This window comes from Motilibacter deserti (assembly GCF_011250635.1).
Lineage (GTDB): Bacteria > Actinomycetota > Actinomycetes > Motilibacterales > Motilibacteraceae > Motilibacter_A > Motilibacter_A deserti.
Map to the genome: position 1 here is coordinate 1 of NZ_JAANNP010000033.1, position 19,029 is coordinate 19,029.

Annotated in this window: 20 protein-coding genes; 8 read left to right on the forward strand and 12 right to left on the reverse strand. The window is 73.3% G+C overall.

The window, feature by feature from the left end; translation table 11 throughout:
• From G9H71_RS16990 to G9H71_RS17025, 8 genes are all read right to left on the reverse strand, one after another.
• Positions 1–492 (reverse strand): ATP-binding cassette domain-containing protein (locus tag G9H71_RS16990; protein ID WP_166283955.1); only part of this gene is annotated, 492 nt, incomplete at its 3' end.
• Positions 493–524: 32 nt separating this feature from the next.
• A complete protein-coding gene (locus G9H71_RS16995; protein WP_166283923.1) occupies positions 525–1,499 on the reverse strand; it encodes an ABC transporter permease in 975 nt (324 codons plus the stop codon).
• Positions 1,492–2,427, reverse strand: a complete 936-nt coding sequence (locus tag G9H71_RS17000; protein WP_166283925.1) for an ABC transporter permease — start codon at positions 2,425–2,427, stop codon at positions 1,492–1,494. Before G9H71_RS17000 ends, G9H71_RS16995 begins: the two co-directional genes overlap by 8 nt.
• A gap of 132 nt (positions 2,428–2,559) precedes the next feature.
• On the reverse strand, positions 2,560–4,221 hold the full coding sequence (locus tag G9H71_RS17005) for a peptide ABC transporter substrate-binding protein (protein WP_166283927.1): 1,662 nt from the start codon (positions 4,219–4,221) through the stop codon (positions 2,560–2,562).
• Between the two features lie 228 nt (positions 4,222–4,449).
• Complete coding sequence (locus G9H71_RS17010; protein WP_331273068.1) at positions 4,450–4,911, reverse strand: (deoxy)nucleoside triphosphate pyrophosphohydrolase; 462 nt, start codon at positions 4,909–4,911, stop codon at positions 4,450–4,452.
• Positions 4,912–4,918: 7 nt separating this feature from the next.
• Positions 4,919–5,845, reverse strand: coding sequence for a DMT family transporter (locus G9H71_RS17015; protein WP_331273069.1), 927 nt, complete (start codon positions 5,843–5,845; stop codon positions 4,919–4,921).
• A gap of 44 nt (positions 5,846–5,889) precedes the next feature.
• Positions 5,890–6,303, reverse strand: coding sequence for a DUF3037 domain-containing protein (locus G9H71_RS17020; protein WP_166283929.1), 414 nt, complete (start codon positions 6,301–6,303; stop codon positions 5,890–5,892).
• Positions 6,287–7,078: a HipA family kinase gene (locus G9H71_RS17025; protein WP_166283931.1), complete on the reverse strand. Its 792-nt coding sequence runs from the start codon at positions 7,076–7,078 to the stop codon at positions 6,287–6,289. Before G9H71_RS17025 ends, G9H71_RS17020 begins: the two co-directional genes overlap by 17 nt.
• Before the next feature lie 63 nt (positions 7,079–7,141).
• Here G9H71_RS17025 and G9H71_RS17030 point away from each other — a divergent pair, with 63 nt between their 5' ends.
• Positions 7,142–7,831, forward strand: a complete 690-nt coding sequence (locus tag G9H71_RS17030) for a DUF4232 domain-containing protein (RefSeq protein ID WP_166283933.1) — start codon at positions 7,142–7,144, stop codon at positions 7,829–7,831.
• Positions 7,831–8,286, forward strand: a complete 456-nt coding sequence (locus tag G9H71_RS17035; RefSeq protein ID WP_166283935.1) for a DUF1579 family protein — start codon at positions 7,831–7,833, stop codon at positions 8,284–8,286. Before G9H71_RS17030 ends, G9H71_RS17035 begins: the two co-directional genes overlap by 1 nt.
• A 12-nt stretch (positions 8,287–8,298) precedes the next feature.
• On the opposite strand, the gene G9H71_RS17040 is transcribed toward G9H71_RS17035, so the two are convergent.
• Complete coding sequence (locus tag G9H71_RS17040) at positions 8,299–8,502, reverse strand: RNA-binding S4 domain-containing protein (protein ID WP_166283937.1); 204 nt, start codon at positions 8,500–8,502, stop codon at positions 8,299–8,301.
• A gap of 489 nt (positions 8,503–8,991) precedes the next feature.
• Here G9H71_RS17040 and G9H71_RS17045 point away from each other — a divergent pair, with 489 nt between their 5' ends.
• Entirely contained in the window at positions 8,992–9,627 is a 636-nt protein-coding gene (locus G9H71_RS17045) for a TMEM165/GDT1 family protein (protein WP_166283939.1), read from the forward strand.
• A gap of 84 nt (positions 9,628–9,711) precedes the next feature.
• Positions 9,712–10,758, forward strand: a complete 1,047-nt coding sequence (locus G9H71_RS25235) for a GGDEF domain-containing protein (RefSeq protein WP_166283941.1) — start codon at positions 9,712–9,714, stop codon at positions 10,756–10,758.
• Between the two features lie 147 nt (positions 10,759–10,905).
• Here the strand turns inward: G9H71_RS25235 and ychF are convergent, their stop codons facing one another.
• Entirely contained in the window at positions 10,906–11,979 is a 1,074-nt protein-coding gene (ychF, locus tag G9H71_RS17055; protein WP_166283943.1) for a redox-regulated ATPase YchF, read from the reverse strand.
• Positions 11,980–12,064: 85 nt separating this feature from the next.
• Here ychF and G9H71_RS17060 point away from each other — a divergent pair, with 85 nt between their 5' ends.
• Entirely contained in the window at positions 12,065–13,519 is a 1,455-nt protein-coding gene (locus G9H71_RS17060; protein ID WP_166283945.1) for a DNA recombination protein RmuC, read from the forward strand.
• A 70-nt stretch (positions 13,520–13,589) separates the two neighbouring features.
• Complete coding sequence (locus G9H71_RS17065) at positions 13,590–14,420, forward strand: DUF6542 domain-containing protein (protein WP_166283947.1); 831 nt, start codon at positions 13,590–13,592, stop codon at positions 14,418–14,420.
• A gap of 273 nt (positions 14,421–14,693) precedes the next feature.
• Here G9H71_RS17065 and G9H71_RS17070 read toward each other — a convergent pair whose 3' ends face one another.
• A complete protein-coding gene (locus tag G9H71_RS17070) occupies positions 14,694–15,731 on the reverse strand; it encodes a 4-hydroxy-3-methylbut-2-enyl diphosphate reductase (protein WP_166283949.1) in 1,038 nt (345 codons plus the stop codon).
• A 133-nt stretch (positions 15,732–15,864) separates the two neighbouring features.
• Here G9H71_RS17070 and G9H71_RS17075 point away from each other — a divergent pair, with 133 nt between their 5' ends.
• Positions 15,865–16,413, forward strand: a complete 549-nt coding sequence (locus G9H71_RS17075) for a hypothetical protein (protein ID WP_166283951.1) — start codon at positions 15,865–15,867, stop codon at positions 16,411–16,413.
• A 9-nt stretch (positions 16,414–16,422) separates the two neighbouring features.
• Complete coding sequence (xseA, locus tag G9H71_RS17080; protein WP_166283953.1) at positions 16,423–17,631, forward strand: exodeoxyribonuclease VII large subunit; 1,209 nt, start codon at positions 16,423–16,425, stop codon at positions 17,629–17,631.
• A 271-nt stretch (positions 17,632–17,902) separates the two neighbouring features.
• On the opposite strand, the gene G9H71_RS17085 is transcribed toward xseA, so the two are convergent.
• On the reverse strand, positions 17,903–19,029 hold a 1,127-nt coding region (locus G9H71_RS17085; protein WP_196792208.1), incomplete at its 5' end, for a 5'-nucleotidase C-terminal domain-containing protein.

Consider the following 19,029-nt stretch of genomic DNA (forward strand, 5'->3'; position numbering starts at 1 on the left):
GCGCTCGCGGGCGGCCGGGATGCGCACGCGCTCCATCAGCTCGATGGCGCGCTCGCGGGCCTCCTTCTTGCCCATGCCGCGGTGGACGCGGAACATCTCCCCGATCTGGTAGCCGACCGTCATGACCGGGTTGAGCGAGGAGAGCGCGTCCTGGAAGATCATCGCGATCTTCTCACCGCGGTAGGACCGCCGGTCCCGCTCGGGCAGCGCGAGCAGGTTGCGGCCGCGGAAGCGGACCTCGCCTCCCGTGACGTAGCCGGGCGGGGTGTCGAGGATGCCCATGATCGCCTGCGCGGTCACGCTCTTGCCCGACCCCGACTCGCCGAGGACGGCCAGCGTCTTGCCCGCCTGCAGCGAGTAGCTCACCCCGTTGACGGCGTGCGCCACGCCGTCGCGGGTGCGGAACTCCACGTGCAGGTCGTCCACCTCGAGCAGCGGCGCGGTCGGGTCCTCACCGGGCACCGTCACGTCCTTGCCCTGCGGCTTGCTCATGTCCAGAGTGCTGCTCATGGTTCAGGCGCTCCTCATCGCAGCTTGGGGTCGAGGGCGTCCCGGACGGCCTCGCCGAGCAGGATGAAGCTCAGGACGGCCAGGCTGAGCGCGCCGGCGGGGAAGAACAGGATGTGCCGTGCCCGGCCCCAGTACTGCTGGGCGTCGGCGATCTGCAGGCCCCAGGAGATCGTCGGCGGCTTCACGCCGATGCCCAGGAAGGAGTAGGTCGCCTCCGCGGCCACGACGCCGCCGAGCGAGATCGTCGTCACCACGATGACCGGGGCCAGCGCGTTCGGCATCACGTGCCGCAGCAGGATGCGCAGCCGGGTGGCGCCCAGCGAGCGGGCCGCGCTCACGAAGTCCGCGTCGCGCACCGAGATCACCGCCGATCTGGCGATGCGGGCAGTGCTCATCCAGCCGAACAGCGTGAGCGCCAGGACGACGCCCCAGATGCTCGGCAGGTCCAGCGTCACCAGGATGATCAGGCCGGCGAGGAAGTACGGAATCCCGTTGAAGATGTCGAGGATGCGCGACAGGATCGAGTCCGTCAGCCCGCCGTAGAACCCCGCGACGGCCCCCAGCGGCGTGCCGATGAGGAAGGTCGCGAACACCACGATGAAGCCGACCGCGAGGGAGTTGCGCGTGCCGTAGATGATGTTGGCGTAGACGTCGCAGCCCTGGAAGTCACGGCCGAACCAGTGCTCTCCGCTGGGGCCGGCGAGCGACTGGGACAGGTCGCACTGGTTGGTGTCGTAGGCGTCGATGCCGCTGAACAGTCCCGGCGCGATGGCGATGGCCACGTAGACCGCGATGATGGCGCTGGAGATCCAGAAGATCGGGCTGCGCCGCAGCTCGCGCCACGCGTCGGCGGCCAGGCTGGCCCGGCGCTCCTCCGGCAGCGGCGCCTGCGTGGACACGGGCCCGAGCTCCCCGGCCGGGTCGGTGCCCGGCACGGCCGCCTTGTCGCCGATACCACCGGCGCCCGTCTGCACGTTCGTGTCAGTCATAGCGGATCCTCGGGTCGAGTACGCCGTAGAGCAGGTCCACGATCAGCGTCGCCGAGACGTAGACGAGGACGAGCAGCGTGACGAGGCCGACGACGACAGGAGCCTCCCCGGCGCGGGCCGAGGACGCGATCTGCCGGCCGAGGCCGTTCAGGTTGAAGATCGACTCGGTCACGATCGCCGTGCCGAAGATCGTGCCGACCTCGGTGCCCAGGAAGGTCACCACCGGGATCAGCGAGTTGCGCAGCGTGTGGACGCCGACGACGCGGCGCCGGGGCAGGCCCTTGGCCACCGCGGTGCGCACGTAGTCCGCCCGCAGGTTCTCCACGATGCTCGTGCGGGTCAGCCGGGACGAGTACGCCAGTCCGAGCAGCGCGGTCGTGAGGCCCGGCAGGATGTACGCCACCGGCCACCCCTGCGTCGTTCCCGCCACCGGTAGGTGGAAGACGTCGCGCCCCTGCACGCCTATGAAGAACTGCAGGATGAACGCCATCACGAACGCGGGGAACGAGACGAACAGCAGCGTCGTGAACAGCACTGCCTTGTCCACGACGCCGCCTCTTCGCAGGCCCGCCAGCAGGCCGAGCCCGAGGCCGAGGAAAGCCTGGATGCCGAGGCCGGTGAGCGTCAGCTTCACCGAGACCGGCCACTGCTGCTTGAGCAGGTCGCTGACCGGCCGCTCGTTGAAGGTCTTGCCCAGGTCGCCGGTCGCCAGCTTGCCCATGTACTTGCCGTACTGGACCACGAGGGGGTCGTTCAGGTTGTACTCGGCGCGCAGGAAGGCAGCCCGCGACGGGTCCGGCCGCTTCTCCCCGGAGAGGCGCTGCACGGGGTCACCCGGGGTGGCGTAGACCATGGCGAAGATCAGGAAGGTCGTGCCGAAGAAGACCGGGATCATCTGCAGGATCCGGCGCGCGGCATAACGCCCCATGGTGCCCTCCTTTCAAGGTGCTCGGAACGGCCAGGGGCAGCCGGCCAGCAGGCCGGCTGCCCCTCGCGTTCCCGACCACGGCCCGGGGACCCTATCCCCCCGGGCGGCGGTGTTCGATCGTGCTCGGTGGTGCTACTTGAGCGAGATCCCGACCTTGTCGATGCGGTCGAACGCGTCGACGCTGACGTTGGTCACTCGCTCGGAGTTGGCGGCGTTCGTCACACCGAAGAACAGCGGGACGACGGGGAACTCCTGGGCCAGGATGTCCTCGGCCTGCTGCCAGTCGGCGATCGCGGCCTCCTCCGTGGCCTCGGTCTGGCCCTTCTTCACCAGGTCGTCGAACTGCTTGTTGCTGTAGCCGTAGTAGTTCGAGCTACCGCCGGTGGAGTAGAGCGGGCCGAGGTAGTTCTGCATCGACGGGTAGTCCATGATCCAGCCGAGGCGGAACGGGCCGAAGCTCTGCTTCTTCGCGGCCGACTTGTCCAGGTCGTCGAGCAGGACGTCGAACGAGGGCTTCGGCGTCGCGACGCACTTTACGCCGAGGTTCTGCTGGATCTGGTTGCAGGCCGCCGTCGTCCACTCCTTGTGACCACCATCGGCGTTGTAGGTGATGGTCATGTCGGAGAGGCCGCCGCCCTCGGCGAGCAGCTGCTTGGCGCGCGCCGGGTCGAAGCTGCAGAAGTCACCGCACGCGCCCTCGCGGTAGCCGGCGACGACCGGGTTGACGAACGCGTCGGCCGGGACGCGGGTGTTGTTGAACACCGTCTTGGAGATGGCCTCACGGTCGATCGCCAGCGAGATGGCCTGGCGGACCTTGATGTTCTGGAACTTCTCGTCGTAGGTCGGGAAGCCCAGGAACTGGTAGTAGGACGACGGGAACGTCTGGTAGCGGTCGCCCAGGTCCTGCTCGGCGTTCGCCAGCGCGCTCGGCGGCAGCGAGTCCATGACGTCGAGGTTGCCGGCCTGCAGGTCGTTGTAGGCCGTCTCGAGGCTCTCGTAGATCTTGAAGTCGATGCCGTCGACCTTGGGCTTGGTGCCCTTGTAGTCGGCGTAGGCGTCCATCGCGATGGACTCCTTGTGGTTCCAGGTGCCGTTCATCTTGAACGGGCCGTTGCCGACCGGGGCCTCCTCGAAGGCCTTGAGGTCGGAGAAGGCGGCCTTCGGCATCGGGTAGAACGCGGTGTAGCCGAGCGACGTCTTGAACGTGTTGTCCGGCGCGGCCAGCGTGACCGTGAACTCGGTGTCGGAGACCTTCTTCAGGCCCGACAGCGTCTCGGCCGTCGCCGGCGGGACCTCGTCGTCGTCCGGGTTCGGGTCCTCCGGGTTGAGGGCGGAGTAGCCCTCGATGTTCCCGAAGAAGTAGTTGTTGTTCTGGCCGTTCGCGTTCAGCGCGCCGTAGTTCCAGGCGTCGATGAAGGAGTCGGCCGTGACGGGCTCGCCGTTGTGGAACGTCCAGCCCGAGTTGAGCTTGATGTCCCAGGTCTTGTTGTCCGTCGAGTCGACCGCGGAGGCCAGCTCGGTCAGGACGGGCTTGTTCTGGTCGTCGTAGTCGACGAGGCCGACGAACAGCGCGTCGAGGACCTCGGCACCCGCGGTCTCGTTCGTGTTGGTCGGCACGAGGTACTGCGGCTCGGAGATCTCGATGGAGACCCGGCCCCCGCTGGTGCCGCCCTCCGCTGCACCGCTCGACGACGGGCTGCTCGTGTCGTCGTCGTCGCCACCGCCACAGGCCGCGACGACCAGCGACAGTGCCGCCAGTCCGACCCCGAAGCGCGCGACCTTCAGTCCACGCATCAAGACTCCTCCTTCTGGGGCCGGCTCGCGCAGATCGCGGCGGCGGCCGGAACGGCCGCACTCGGGCCCCAGGTCAACCCAGCAATGGTGCAGCCACCGGGATCGGTAGCTGGTCAAACGCTACCTGACGGTGTGTAAACACGGAGGAGGGTGTTCGTTCCAGCAATGTAACGGTCGCGACACTATTGCGCCACGACGCCCCGTGACGACGAGCCGCCGCGTGCCAGTCTAGGTCGTGGCCCCGGGCAATACATCCTGGCCCTCCTCGACCAGGGCCCGGAGCCGCCCGACCACGGGCATGTCGGCGGGCAGCCAGCCGACGCTCTCCCAGTCGCCCCACGACAGCCAGCGCAGCTCGTCGTGGTCCTGCAGCGGTGCCGGCTCGCCCTCGACGACGCTGCCCGTCCAGACCCGCAGGGCCCGCCCGGGCGAGAGCGGCCAGTCCCCGCCCACACGCTCGCCGAGGCGTACCTCCACTCCGAGCTCCTCGACGCACTCGCGCACCAGCGCGTCCTCCTCGCGCTCGCCGGGCTCGACCTTGCCGCCGGGCAGCTCCCAGCCGCCGGCCAGGGCAGAGGGGGCCGAGCGCCGCGCGGCCAGCAGCTGGCGGCCGCGCAGGAGGGCGACGGCGACGACGACGACGGGCGGGGTTACCGGCCCACCCTCGCACCCGCTCCCGCGCAGGCGCACGGGGCGCTCAGGACGGCTCCGGCGCTCGCCCCGTGGGCGCCGCGGCGAGCGCCTCCGACCCGCCCGTCGCCCCTGCGGCCGGCTCGCGGCGCGGCTTGGCCGTAGCGAGCACGGAGCCGAGCAGGACGAGCGGGAAGCCGATCGCGATGCCGAGGGTGAAGGGCTCGTCCAGCAGCAGCACGCCGAGCACGACCGCGACGGCCGGGTTGACGTACGTGATCACCGACGCGCGGGCCGGGCCGGCCTCGGCGATCAGCGCGAAGAAGACGATGAAGGCCACCGCCGTGCACACCACCGACAGCACGACGACCGAGACGGCCGCGTCGCCGGACACCGAGCTCGGCCAGTGCCAGACCGCGAAGGGCGCGTAGAGCACGGCGACGACAGCGAGCGAGGACGAGATCACCCCGAGGCTGGGCAGGTGCGCGAGCCGGCGGGCGACGATAAAGGGCCCGACCGCGTAGCCGACGGCGGTCAGCAGTGCCTCGCCCACGGCGACCATGTCGTCCGCGTGCACGTCGACGCCCGCGAGCGTGACGACGCCGGCGACGCCGACCGTCAGCCCGAGCAGGCGCCGCGAGTCGATCCGCTCGCTGCCCCCGAGCCGGGCCAGGACGGCCGCGACGAGCGGCGTCGTGGCGATGAGCAGCGCGGCCAGCGAGCTGGACAGCCGCACCTCGGCGTGCGACAGCAGCAGCCACGGCCCGGCCAGCTCGACGAGGGAGTAGAGCAGCACCATCCGCCAGTGCGGGAGCAGCGGGCGCAGCATCCCGCGGTAGGCGGCGTACGCGGTGAGCAGCACGGCCGGCGGGGCGGTCCGGGCGAAGACGAGCACGTCGGGCGGGAAGTCGCGCACGGCGACGCGGATCAGGAGGTACGGGATGCCCCAGATGACGCTCATCGCCAGGAACAGGAGCCATCCACGCCGTGTCACGGCGGTCAGCCTGGCACAGCAGGGACCCGTGTCTCGCGCGGGTTTCAGCCCTCGCGACAGCCGGCCTGGCGCGGCCGCGGCGGGCGGACCATGACCGTGACCAGCCGGTCCAGCTCACCCGCCGGGTCCGCGGTCACCCCGGTGTGCACGGGCGAGGCCTGCACCACGGTCGAGCGCGGAGCGCTCAGCCAGCGGAAGCGCTCGCCCGCCGGCCGACGCGCGTTGGCACCCGCCACCGGCTCGCCCGCGCAGAGCGCGCGCACCGCCTCGAGGTGGTCGCGCACCGCGGCCACGTCGGCGTACGGGTCGAGGGCCAGCAGCCGCGCCTCGTCGAGCTCGACGACCGCGCCGAGGAACCCTGCGCCCTGGCAGTAGACGACAGCGCCGGCGTTGAGCGTCTCGCCGCGCTCGACGCGCGGCACGACGCGCAGGACCGCCCACTCAAACGCGTGCTGCACGAGACTCCTCCAGCGCGGCCAGCCAGCTCGCGCGCGCCTCGACGCGAGACAGCAGCACCTCGACGTACCTCTCCCGCACCGCCTGCGCGTCCGCGAACCCCGGCTCGCCGTCCAGCCACTCGTCCGGCACCAGCGAGACCGCCTCCTCCAGCACCGTCCGCGTGAGCAGCGGGGCGAGCTGGTCGTCGGCCGCCGCGAGCGGGCCGGCGACGGGCAGCAGGACGTGCTCGGCGGCGACGGCGTACGGCCGCGCGGCGACGTTGCCCGCGCGGTCCCAGTCGTGGTGGAAGTACAGCGAGGCCCCGTGGTCGATGAGCCAGGGCTGTCCGTGCCAGCGCAACAGGTTGGGGTTGCGCCAGGACCGGTCGACGTTCAGCACCAGTGCGTCGAGCCAGAGCACGCGGGCGGCGAAGCCGGGCTCGACCACGGTCTCCAGGTCGGCTGCCGGGTCCAGCGTGAGCGAGCCGGGCAGGTAGTCCATGCCGAGGTTGCGCCCGGCCGACGCGCGCAGCAGGTCCTGCACCTCCTGGTCCGGCTCGCCCGGAGCCAGGCCCGGGTCGAGCTCGACGACCACGAGCTCGGGCACGGGCAGCCGGAGCCGGCGCGCGAGCTCGCCCACCACGACCTCGGCCACCAGGCTCTTGCGGCCCTGCCCCGCCCCGCGGAACTTCACGACGTACGTGCCGAGGTCGTCCGCCTCGACCAGCCCGGGGAGGGAGCCGCCCTCGCGCAGCGGCAGGACATAGCGTGTCGCGAAGACGGTCCGGAGCGGCACCGCGCCACCGTAGCCGTCGCTGGGACGCGCGCCCGGGACCCCCGCCTCTGACGAAGGAGCCGCATGCGGTCGGTGAAGGCGCTCGTGCTGCTCGGCGGCCTCGCCCTGGCGCTGTCGGGCTGCAGCGACGACGGCACCGCGGCGGCGCCCTCCTCCCCAGCGGTCTCCCCCACGGCGACGACCGGGGCTCCGACGCCTACCGCGCCGACGACGGGCGGCTCCCCGGGGGCACCGGCCGCTACGCCGGGCGGCACCACGCCCGCTGCCGGAGCCGGCGCGACGGCGCCCACGGGCACGGCTACGCCCACCGGGACGGCAGCGGCTACGGACGGCTCGCGCTGCCGGGCGGACGAGGTCACCGCGTCGCTCGTCCCGGGCAGCCCGGGGGCGGGCCAGCGCTACGCCGCGCTCGTGCTGCGGAACGAGTCGGCGCGCGAGTGCGTGGTGCAGGGCTACGGCGGGGCGCAGCTGCGCGACGAGAACGGCAAGGCGCTGCCGACGAAGCTCGACCGGGTGGGCGGGCCCGAGCGTGCGGTCGTGCTCCAGCCGGGCATGTCCGCCCAGTCCCAGCTGCACTGGGGCGCGGTCGCGGGCAGCGGGGAGCCCACGACGGGCGACTGCGCGCCTGCGCCCTTCACACTCGCCGTCACCCCGCCGGACCAGCGCGAGCAGGTCGAGGTCCGCTGGTCGCTCGGCCCGGTCTGCGACGGCGGGCGCATCGAGCAGCAGCCGTACGCCCCGGCGGCCGCCTGATGCCGCCCGCCCTGCCGGACGAGGGCCTGCTCCGGATGTTGCAGCCGCTGATCGGGCGCTGGCGCACGACCGGGCGGGTCCTCGACGCGAACGGGAGGCAGGTGGCCACGGTCGAGGGCAGTGACAGCTACCGCTGGATGCCCGGCCGGCGATGGGTGGTGCACGAGGTCGACGTGACGATGGGCGGCGAGCACGTGCAGGTGCTCGAGATGATCGGCGGGGCCGGCGAGACGCCCGGCACCATCGCGATGCGGGCCTTCGACGCCTCCGGCGACTACGGCGTCATGAGCCTGGCCGCGCTACCTGACGGGGCGCTGCTGCTGTCCGGCGACGGGGTGCGCAGCGTGCTCCGGCCGGCCGCCGACGGTGCGTCGATGCGGGCGCACTGGGAGCAGGAAGCCGGCCCCGACCGGTGGGTGCCGTGGATGGAGATGGAGTTCGCGCGCATCGGCTGAGCGCGGCCGCGCTCAGACCAGGCGGACCGTGCGCCCGCCCGCTTCGACGACGTCGCCGACCGCCAGCTGCGCCCCCCGCCGCGACTCCGGCCTCCCGTTGAGCAGCACGTCGCCGGACTCGAGCAGCTCCTTGGCCGCGCCGCCCGTGTCCACCACGCCTACCAGCTTCAGCAGCTGGCCCAGCCGGATACCGCTGCCGACCTCGACCTCGTCCACTCCCCCATCGTCCCAGCGTCTCCCTCCGCCCGGTCACCCTCCCCGCACGATGCGCCGCAGGAGCTCACGAGGAGGCGACGGGTGACGCTGTTGGTGGCTCGGTGAGGCCCGAGGGCACCGTCGTGGGACGCCGGCTGGACGTGGTCTACGTGCGCGCCCTCCCGCTGTCGTGGGCGGGCCTCACCTGCCCAGGACCCCTTCGGCTCGCGTCGGCGGGCCTCGCCTGACCAGGACCCCTTCGGCTCTCGTGGGCGGGCCTCGCCTGACGGCGACCGGGGGCCGGTAGTCTGGCCCGCGAAGGGGAGTAGCCCTCCCGTCACCGGTCGACATGCTGGCGCTCCGGCGCCCGGTCGGTGAGCTCCCGGCCCGGGAGTGGGCGAGACCTTCGGCACCGCCCCGCTGACCTGGCCACGCTTGCGTGGCTCTGTTGGCGCGCGTGCCGGAGGCTGCCCGCGGCGGCCCTCCGGTCACCGCGCCGGAAAGGCCCCCATGAGCCTCGACCTCGGCCTGGACATCGGCATCGCCGCCACGGCGTTCGTACCGCTGCTCCTGCTCGAGCTGCCGGACAAGACGTTCATCGCGACCCTCGTGCTGTCCACGCGCTACAAGCCGTTGACCGCGTGGCTGGGCGTGGGGCTGGCGTTCGGCGTGCAGTGCGTCGTCGCTGTGACGGCCGGCGGCGTCCTGTCCCGGCTGCCGACCACCCCGGTCGCGATCGCCGCGGCGCTGCTGTTCGCGGCGGGGGCCGTCCTGCTGTGGCGCGGCGCGGCCGGGGCGGACGCCGAGGAGGCCGAGACCGAGGAGGAGTTCTCGGCGCGCATCACCGGCGGCGGCAGCGGCCTGCGCGCGGTCGGGGCCTGCTTCCTGGTGATCTTCATCGCCGAGTGGGGCGACCTGTCCCAGCTGTTCACCGCGGGGCTGGCGGCCCACTACGCCGACCCGGTGTCGGTCTTCGTGGGCTCGTGGCTGGCGTTGCTGGCCGTGTCCGGGCTGGCCGCGCTGCTCGGCAAGGCCCTGCTGCTCAAGGTGCGGCTGTCGACGATCCGACGAGTAGGCGCGGTCGTGTGCCTCGTCCTGGCGGGGCTCACCGCCGCGCAGGCCGCGGGCGTCGAGCTGCCGGTGTAGCTCGGGGTCCGGGCTCCACCGCCGCGGAGCCGCCCGGGCCGGGCGTTCCCTCAGGCCGCGGCCACGCCGGCCGATCGTGCAATCGTGCGTACTGGCTGGGACCTCCCCCCGCTCGGTAGCCCGGCGTTGCACGCTCTCGACGTCCGGGTGCACGCACTGCTGTCCATGTTCATGGGGCTGCTCTGCCTGGTGTTGGCGCCGCTGGGGCAGCACAGCCTGGTCGTCGCCTCCATCGGCGCGACCGTCGTCCTCACCGGCGGCGTGCCGCCGCTGCTCATGGCGCCCGAGCGCACGTCGAAGCGGGCGCTCTCGATCGGCATGATGGCGGCCAGCGCCGGCATCACCCTCGGGACCGGCGTCCAGGCGGGAGCGTTCGACGTCAGCACGTCCTCGCTCATGCTGGTCAGCGTCGTGCTGCACGCTGGCTTCTTCCGGTCGCGCCGGGAGACGTGGCTGCAGCTCGCTTGGCTGCTGACCGTCTACGCCGTGCCGCTCATCCTGACCAACGACAGCACCGGCCGCGTCGCCGTCGCCTGGGTCCTCCTCGCGACCATGCTCTCGCTGCTCACCGCGGTGCTGGTCTGGGTGCGCGCCGGCATCGACGAGCTCATCGCCGAGCTGCACGGCCAGGCCGAGCGCGACCCGTTGACCGGGCTGCTCAACCGCGAGGGGCTGCGCCGGCGTTCCGAGCAGCTGTTCGACAGCGACTCCCCCGGAGCCGACGTCGCGCTCCTGCTCGTCGACGCCGACCACTTCAAGCAGCTGAACGACAAGCACGGCCATCCCGCCGGCGACGCCACGCTCTCCTGGCTCGGGGAGCTGCTCACGTCGCTCACGCCCGAGTCCGGGCTCGTCTGCCGCCACGGCGGCGAGGAGTTCGTCGTCCTCGTGCCGGCCTGTGACGTCGACACGACGAGGCTGATGGCCGAGCGCATCCGGCGGACGGTCGAGGAGGGCGCCCGCGCCACCGCGTACCCCTTCACGGTGAGCATCGGCGTGGCCGTCGGGCCGTTCGAGCCGGGCCTCGGCGACCTCTACCGGCAGGCCGACGCCGCGCTCTACCGGGCCAAGCGGACCGGGCGCAACCGGGTCGCCGTCGAGCCTCACGCGTTGGCGCGCCACGCCGGCTGACTCGCAGCCCCTTCGCCGCCGCTGCGCCGAGACCACCGCGGCCGAGCCACAGCTCGGCCTCGGTCATCGCAGCTCGGCCCCCGTGCAACCGGGCGTAGGTGCGTCGCCGCGGCCCGAAGAAGCCGACAGCCGCCCGTGCGGGCCGCCTCAGACGTTGAAGCGGAACTCCACCACGTCACCGTCGGCCATGACGTAGTCCTTGCCCTCCATGCGGACCTTGCCGCGCGCCTTGGCCTCGGCCATCGACCCGGCGTCGGTCAGGTCCGCGTAGCCCACGATCTCGGCCTTGATGAAGCCGCGCTGGAAGTCGGTGTGGATGACGCCGGCCGCCTCGGGTGCCGTCGCGCCCTTCTTGATCGTCCAGGCGCGGGCCTCCTTGGGCCCCGCGGTGAGGTAGGTCTGCAGCCCGAGCGTGTGGAACCCGACGCGGGCGAGCAGGTCGAGCCCGGACTCCTCCTGGCCGGTCGACTGCAGCAGCTCGAGCGCCTCCTCGGGAGGCAGCTCGGAGAGCTCCGCCTCGAGCTTGGCGTCGAGGAAGACGGCCTCGGCCGGCGCGACGAGCGCGCGCAGCTCGGCCTTGAGCGTCTCGTCGCCGAGCTCCTCGTCGTCGAGGTTGAAGACGTAGAGGAACGGCTTCGCGGTCATCAGGTGCAGCTCACGCAGCGGCTCGGGGTCGAGCCCGGCGGCGAAGATGGTCGTCCCCTCGTTGAGGACGTCACGCGCCTTCTCGGCGGCGGCGATGACCGGCAGCTTGTCCTTCTGCGTCCGGGCCTCCTTCTGCAGCCGCGGGAGCGCGTTCTCCAGGGTCTGCAGGTCGGCGAGGATCAGCTCGGTGTTGATCGTCTCGATGTCGTCCTTCGGCGCGACCCGGCCGTCGACGTGCACGACGTCGGGGTCGGTGAAGACGCGGATGACCTGGCAGATCGCGTCGGCCTCGCGGATGTTGGCGAGGAACTTGTTGCCCAGCCCCTGGCCCTCGCTCGCCCCGCGCACGATGCCGGCGATGTCGACGAACGTGACGGTCGCCGGGATCACCTTCGCCGAGCCGAAGATCTCCGCGAGCTTGGCGAGCCGGGCGTCGGGCACGCCGACGACGCCGACGTTCGGCTCGATCGTCGCGAACGGGTAGTTCGCCGCGAGCACGTCGTTGCGGGTGAGGGCGTTGAACAGGGTCGACTTGCCGACGTTCGGAAGTCCGACGATGCCGATGGTGAGGGCCACGGGTAGACGAGCGTACCGGTCGCTCGGGGCCCCTGCCGCCGCCGTCCGTGGGAGGACTGTCAGTGGGGGGCGGCATGCTCCGCGCATGGACGCATCCAGCCTCGCCCTGCTGCTGCTCGGCGTCGCCCTGGGCCTGGCCGCGGGCGTCGGCCTCGGCCTCTCCCTGGGCGCCCGGCGCGGCCTGACCGCCGAGTCGCTCGACGCCCGCGACCGCCGGCTGCTCGAGCTCGCGGACAGCCGCTTCCGCGAGGCGGGCACCCGCACGGCCGGCGACCTCGCGCTGCGCAGCCAGGCCGTCGAGCACGTCGTCGAGCCCGTGCAGCAGGCGCTGGCCCGGGTCGAGGCGCAGCTGCACGGCATCGAGTCGGCCCGCGCGGCGTCCCAGGCAGCGCTCGCCGAGCAGGTACGCGGGGTCCAGCACGCCTCCGAGGCCCTGCGCGCCGAGACGGCCGCGCTCGCGGGGGCGCTGCGCTCGCCCAACGCGCGCGGCCGCTGGGGCGAGATGCAGCTGCGCCGCGTGGTGGAGGTGGCGGGGATGCTCGCGCACTGCGACTTCGAGGAGCAGGTCGCGCTGTCGACCGCCGACGGGACGGTCCGCCCTGACCTGGTCGTACGCCTCGCCGGCGGCCGCTCCGTCGTGGTCGACGCGAAGGTCCCGCTCACGGCCTACCTCGAGGCGGCCGAGCAGGCGCGGCCCGAGCAGCGCCAGGACGGGCTGCGGCGCCACGCCCGCGCGCTGCGCGCCCACGTCGACACGCTCGCGCGCAAGGAGTACTGGGCCGCGGTCCAGCCCGGCCCCGAGCTCGTCGTGCTCTTCGTTCCCGGGGAGGCGTTCCTCGCGCCCGCGCTCGAGCACGACCCCGCGCTGCTCGACGACGCGATGGCGCGCGGAGTCGTCGTCGCCACGCCCACCACGCTGCTCACCCTGCTGCGGACCGTGGCGTTCGGGTGGCAGCAGGACTCGCTCGCCGAAGGGGCCCGCGAGGTCGTCGCCGCCGGGCGCGAGCTGCACCGACGGCTGGGGACGCTCGCCGGCCGGGTCGACAAGCTGGGCCGGTCCTTGAAGCGCTCGGTCGACGACTACAACTCGACGGTCGGCTCGTTCGAGCGCTCGGTCGTGCCGGCGGCTCGCAAGCTGTCCTCGCTCTCGCCCGGTGCGGGCACCGACCCGGCCCGGCCCCAGCCGCTCGACGTCGTCCCGCGCCCGGTCGCAGCGGAGCTGCTGCAGAGCGGGTTGGACGACGACGGGCGCCACGGCACCGGGAGGGACGCCGCCTTGGACCCCCTTGGGCGAAACAGCCCGGATCCGGTCGACCTCGAGGTGAGCGGCACCGCGCGGGTCAGCTCCGGGCGAGCGGGCCAGGAGTTGGACGACCGTGAGTGGGCCGACCGTCAGCCGATCGACGGCGAGCTGCCGGAGCGGGCACTGCTGGAACGCGGCCACGGGCTGGACGGGTCGGGCCTGCTGGAGCCGGAGGTCGGGGTCTACGTCGAGGCGCGGCCGGACAGCGGGCGCCCGGGCACCGAGGGGGCGGCGTGAGCTGAGCCGGAGGCGCCCGGCCCGGCGCGCCTGACCCGCTGCGGGCGGGTCCCGTCGTTACCGTCCGAAGGTGCACAACCCCGTACGCGCAAAAGCCCCGTCCGAGCTCGAGGCGACGGGCGTGGCCCTGCTCGGCGCTGCCGCCGCCTTCACCGGCGCCCTGGTCGACATCGCGATCGGGCAGAAGCTCGGGCTGGCGTTCCTCGCGACGTTCCTCGTGGCGTCGGTCTGGGGCGCGGCGCGCGTGCGCCGCTCCGAGCTCGTCGCGGCCGTCGTCCTGCCGCCTCTCGTGTTCGCCGTCGTGGCGTTCCTCGCCGGCCAGTTCCTCGGGCGGTCGGCGGACGGGGGCTGGCTGATGGCGCAGGGTCTGGACCTGGTCAGCGCCCTGGCCACGGGCGCACCCGCGCTGGTGGCCGGCACGGTGCTCGCGGGCGCGGTCGCCGGCGGGCGGCTGGTGCTGGAGCGGCGCGCGGCGGCCGCCGACGGAGTCGACGCCGAAGAGGGCTTCTTCGGCGAGGAGGACGCCGCTGGCGTCGGCGACGGGTTCGGCGCGCGCGACGTGAAGGACGGGCGCGAGCAGGCCGGGCACGGGGACGCCGAGCACGTGCACGACGACCAGGGAGCCGACGGCCACGGGAGCGCCGGGACGAGCCTCGACCCCGCGACCGTCGAGGGCGACGAGCACGCGGACCGGCGCGGGCACGACGGTCGTACCGATGACGAGAACCGTCGATCCGGCGTCGACGACGCTCCCGCCGTCGGCAGCGACGCGGCCGCACGCGAGCGGACCGGCGGGGCCGACGGCGCTGGCGATGGCCTCGCGTCCCACACCACCGAAGACACCGACGCGGAGGCCGGCGCGGACGCAGACGTCACGCCGCGTATCGCGAGTTCCGCCTGACCCGACGGCGCGCGAGACGCCTCTACGGACTGGAGCCGCCGTCGAGGCCGAACGGCCGATTGCCCTCGTGAGGCAGGCCGAAGTCCGGCCCTCGTGATGATCACGGGACTTGGCGCACGACACGCGGGTGTCGCGCGGCCAAGTCCCGTGATCACTGCGCGAGTTGGCGATAAGTGCGAGCTCGCGATCAGTGCGAGTCGACGGGCAGCGTGACGCAACGGACCCGGGGCCGCGTGGCCGCACGGTCCTGCTCGACGCCCGGAGCCGCGAGCGTCAGCTGATCGACGCCCCCGTAGCCGCGGTCTGCGCAGCCTTGATGTCGCGCCGCAGCTCGGCCGGGAGCGCGAAGAGCAGGCTCTCCTGCGCCGAGCGCACCTCCTCGACCTCGCCGAAACCGCGCTCGGCCAGCCAGGCGAGCACATCGCGAACGAGGATCTCGGGCACCGACGCGCCGCTGGTCACGCCGACCGTCGACACGCCGGCGAGCCACTCGTCGCGGCACTCGGAGGCGTAGTCGACGAGGTATGCGGCCTTGGCGCCGTACTCCAGGGACACCTCGACGAGGCGGACGGAGTTCGAGGAGTTGCGCGAGCCGACGACGATGACGACATCGGAGCGGGCGGCGACGTCCTTGATCGCGACCTGGCGGTTCTGCGTGGCGTAGCAGATGTCGTCGCTGGGCGGGTCCTGCAGCAGCGGGAAGCGCTGCTTGAGCCGGCGTACCGTCTCCAGCGTCTCGTCGACCGACAGCGTGGTCTGCGACAGCCACACGACGCGCTCGGGGTCGCGGACGACGACGTCGTCGACGCCCTCGGGCCCGTCGACGAGGTGGATGTGCTCGGGCGCCTCGCCGCTGGTGCCGACGACCTCTTCGTGGCCTTCGTGGCCGATGAGCAGGATGTCGAAGTCCGCGGCGGCGAACCGGCGGGCCTCGTTGTGCACCTTCGTCACGAGCGGGCAGGTCGCGTCGATCGTCTTCAGGCTGCGCTGGCGGGCCTCGTCGTGGACGACGGGGGCGACGCCGTGGGCGGAGAAGATGACTGTGGCGCCCTCGGGCACCTCCTCCGTCTCGTCCACGAAGACCGCGCCCCGCGACTCGAGCGTCTCGACGACGTACTTGTTGTGGACGATCTGCTTGCGGACGTAGACCGGTGCGCCGTAGACCTCGAGCGCCTTCTCGACCGTCTCGACGGCGCGGTCGACGCCGGCGCAGTAGCCGCGCGGCGCGGCCAGCAGCACCCGGCCGCCGGTGGGGGCGGGAGTCGCGGCGGGCAGCGTGCTCGCGTCGGGCGGGGCCACGTCAGCGGTCATGCCTCCCATGGTAGGTGCGCGCGGGCCTGCCGGCCCGGCATCGGCGGTCGCCGTGGGCAGGGCCACGTCACGGGTGTCACTCCGGGCCCGGCTGGGCACGCAAACGATCACGCCCGTCCCCCAGGAGGCCCCCATGCGCGTACCCGCCGTGTCCACGAGCTCGCTCCCGGCCGTGCGCCACCGTTCTGGGACCGGCAGCGGCAAGCGCCTGGCCGCCCTGCTCGCCCTCACCCTCGGCTCCGCGGGCGCCGCCTTCGTGCTCGTGCGCCGGCTCGGGATCACCCCGCCCTGGGCGTCGACGAAGCAGCCCCCGGCGTACGAGACGCCGGCCGCGCGTGAGGCGGGCGCTCCGGGAGCCGCGACGGCCGCGGCGGAGGAGGCGGCCGAGCAGGCGGGTACGCCCGACGGCGCCACGCTGCACACCGACGACCTGCCCATCGAGGACTACGACCACCTCACGGTCGGGTCGCTGCAGTCGCGCATCCGCTCGCTCAGCGTCGAGGAGCTGACGGTCGTGCGGGCCTACGAGGCCGCCCACGCCCACCGGCTGCAGGTCACCACGATGCTCGACAACCGCATCGCGAAGCTGCGGGCGGAGGCGGCACCGGGCCCCGACGCGGGCACAGGCGCGGGCACCGGCACGGAAGCGGCTGCCGCGGGGTCGGCCGCTCCCAACGCCTAGCCTCGTCGGGTGCCGCTGGAGACCTCGCCGGAGTCGCCCGCCCCCGTCCGCCGCATCAGCGCGCTGCTGGCGCAGTACGTCGGGCGGCTCGGCGCGGTCTGGCTCGAGGGCCAGGTCACCCAGTGCACCCGCCGGCCTGGCACCCGGACGGCCTTCCTGACCCTTCGCGACGCCGCCGCCGACGTCTCGCTGCCGGTGACGGTCCCCGTTGACGTGCTCGACGCCCTCCCGACACCGCTGCGGGAGGGCGCGTCCGTCGTCGTGCACGCCAAGCCGACGTTCTGGCCGGCGCGCGGCACGCTGTCGATGGCCGCGGACGAGCTGAGGCCGGTCGGTGTCGGCGCGCTGCTCGCGCGGCTCGAGGAGCTCAAGCGCGTGCTCGCGGCGGAGGGGCTGTTCGCCCCCGAGCGCAAGCGGCCGCTGCCGTTCCTGCCGCACGTTGTCGGGCTGGTGTGCGGCCGCGCGTCCGCCGCCGAGCGCGACGTCGTCGAGAACGCCCGCCGCCGCTGGCCCGCGGTGCAGTTCCGGGTCGAGGAGGTCGCGGTCCAGGGGCCGAACGCCGTGACGGAGGTGGTCGCCGCCCTGCAGCGGCTGGAGGCCGACCGCGCGGTCGACGTGATCGTCGTGACCCGCGGCGGCGGCTCGGTCGAGGACCTGCTGCCTTTCAGCAACGAGGCGATGGTCCGGGCGGTCGCGGCCTGCTTCACGCCGGTGGTGAGCGCCATCGGGCACGAGGTCGACGCCCCGCTGCTCGACCTCGTCGCAGACGTCCGCGCCTCGACGCCGACCGACGCGGCCAAGCGGGTCGTCCCCGACATGGAGGAGGAGCTGGCCCGGGTCGGGCAGCTGCGGGATCGGGCGCGCGGAGCGGCCGTAGCCCGGGTCGCGCGCGAGCAGGCCGGGCTCGACAGCCTGCGCTCCCGGCCGGTGCTCGCCGACCCGTACCGGCTGCTCGACGCGCACGCCCAGCAGGTGCTCGACCTGCGCGACCGCGGGCGCCGGTGCTTCTCGGCCCGCATCGACCGGGCCGGCGACGAGCTCGGCCACGCCCGCGCCCGCGTCACGGCGCTCTCCCCCGCCGCCACCCTCGAGCGGGGGTACGCCGTGGTGCAGCGCCGAGCCGACGGCCACGTCGTGCGCCACCCCGAGGAGGCGCCGCCCGGCACCGTGCTCCGGCTGCGGCTGGCCGACGGCGAGGCGGCGGCCACGGCCGGCTGAGACCGGGGCGCTGCCCTACGGGCCGGTCGTGGTCGCGACCCGCGACGCCCGGCAGCTGCCCCGACGCGCCCCTGCGCCTGCGCCGCCCCGCTCCTGGTGCGCTCTGATCACGGGACTTGGCTCGACCGCCACGGCGTGTCGCACGCCAAGTCCCGTGATCACCGGGCGACCACCCCGCGGAACCGGGCGACCACGCCGCAGAACCGGGACGTGACCGGGGCGCGCGTCCGACACCCTGCGGCGCGCGCCCCGGTCTGACTTGACCCGGACCTCAGGCAGCGGCCGCCGGCAGCAGCGCGAGCAGCGCCGTACGCGCGCCGGCGCCGAGCTTGCCCGGGCGGGCCGCCGACAGCGCGGACCGGACCGCGGCCAGGTCGCCCGCGGCCGCGAGCGCCTGCACGTCGCGGGCAAAGCTGCCCGCCGCCTCGCCGGTGGCGACGTACGCCGCCAGCCGCTCGGCGACGTCATCGAGCGCCGCGCGGGCCGGGTCGGTCGTGGGCGCCCACGAGCCGAGGACCGCCAGCAGCTCGTCCTTGCCTGCCTGCGACACCTTGCTCAGCGGGAGCGCTGCGATCGTCGTCGTGAGCGCCGCGGCGCGCGACCGGGTGAGCGTCGCGTTGTTCGCGTCCTGGGCCGCAGCCACGCCCGCCCACTGGTCGACGAGCTCGCGACCCACGCTGCGGGCCAGCGCACCCGAACCAACGACGTCAGCAACCGAGTTCGCGAATGGGAAATCGTAGACCGGGACGTCGCCGGCCACGAGGCGCCAGTCCTCGCTGGCGAAGTCGGCGGGGTCGATCTCGCCCTTGGCGGTGACGTAGTCGATGACGAGCTGCCGGTTCTCCGTCATCGGGTTGAAGATGATCGGCGCCGACGAGACGTGCGGCGCACCGCCGCCGCCGTTCTGCCGGTAGTTGTTGATCGCGACCGCGAACTTCTGCGCGGGGTCGAGCGGCCGGCCGGCGAAGGCCAGGTTGCGGATCCGCGAGCCCTCGGGCGCGGTGATGTCGATGTCGTAGGAGACACCGGACACGACGTCGTAGTTGTAGAGCGGCTTCGTCCCGGGGATCGAGCTGCGGACGTACGGCCCGGAGCCGGTCGCGCGGCGGAAGTACCCGGCCGACCACTCGAGGAAGTCGCGGACCTGCGCGCCGGTGAGCTCGACGGCCAGCAGCGTGTTGTCGTAGATGTAGACGCTCGCGGCGTCACGCACGGACACCTGGCCGGCCGGGATCTTGCCGGTGTTGTTGAACGGCGCGGCGATCGAGAGGACGGGGAGCCCGGCGTGCTCGGTGCCGGCGATGCCCGCGCGGACGGCCTCGGTCTGCACGTGGTTCACCAGGTCCAGCGCCGGGACGTCGCGGACGTCGGCCTGCGCGAGCGACATCTCGGTGGTCG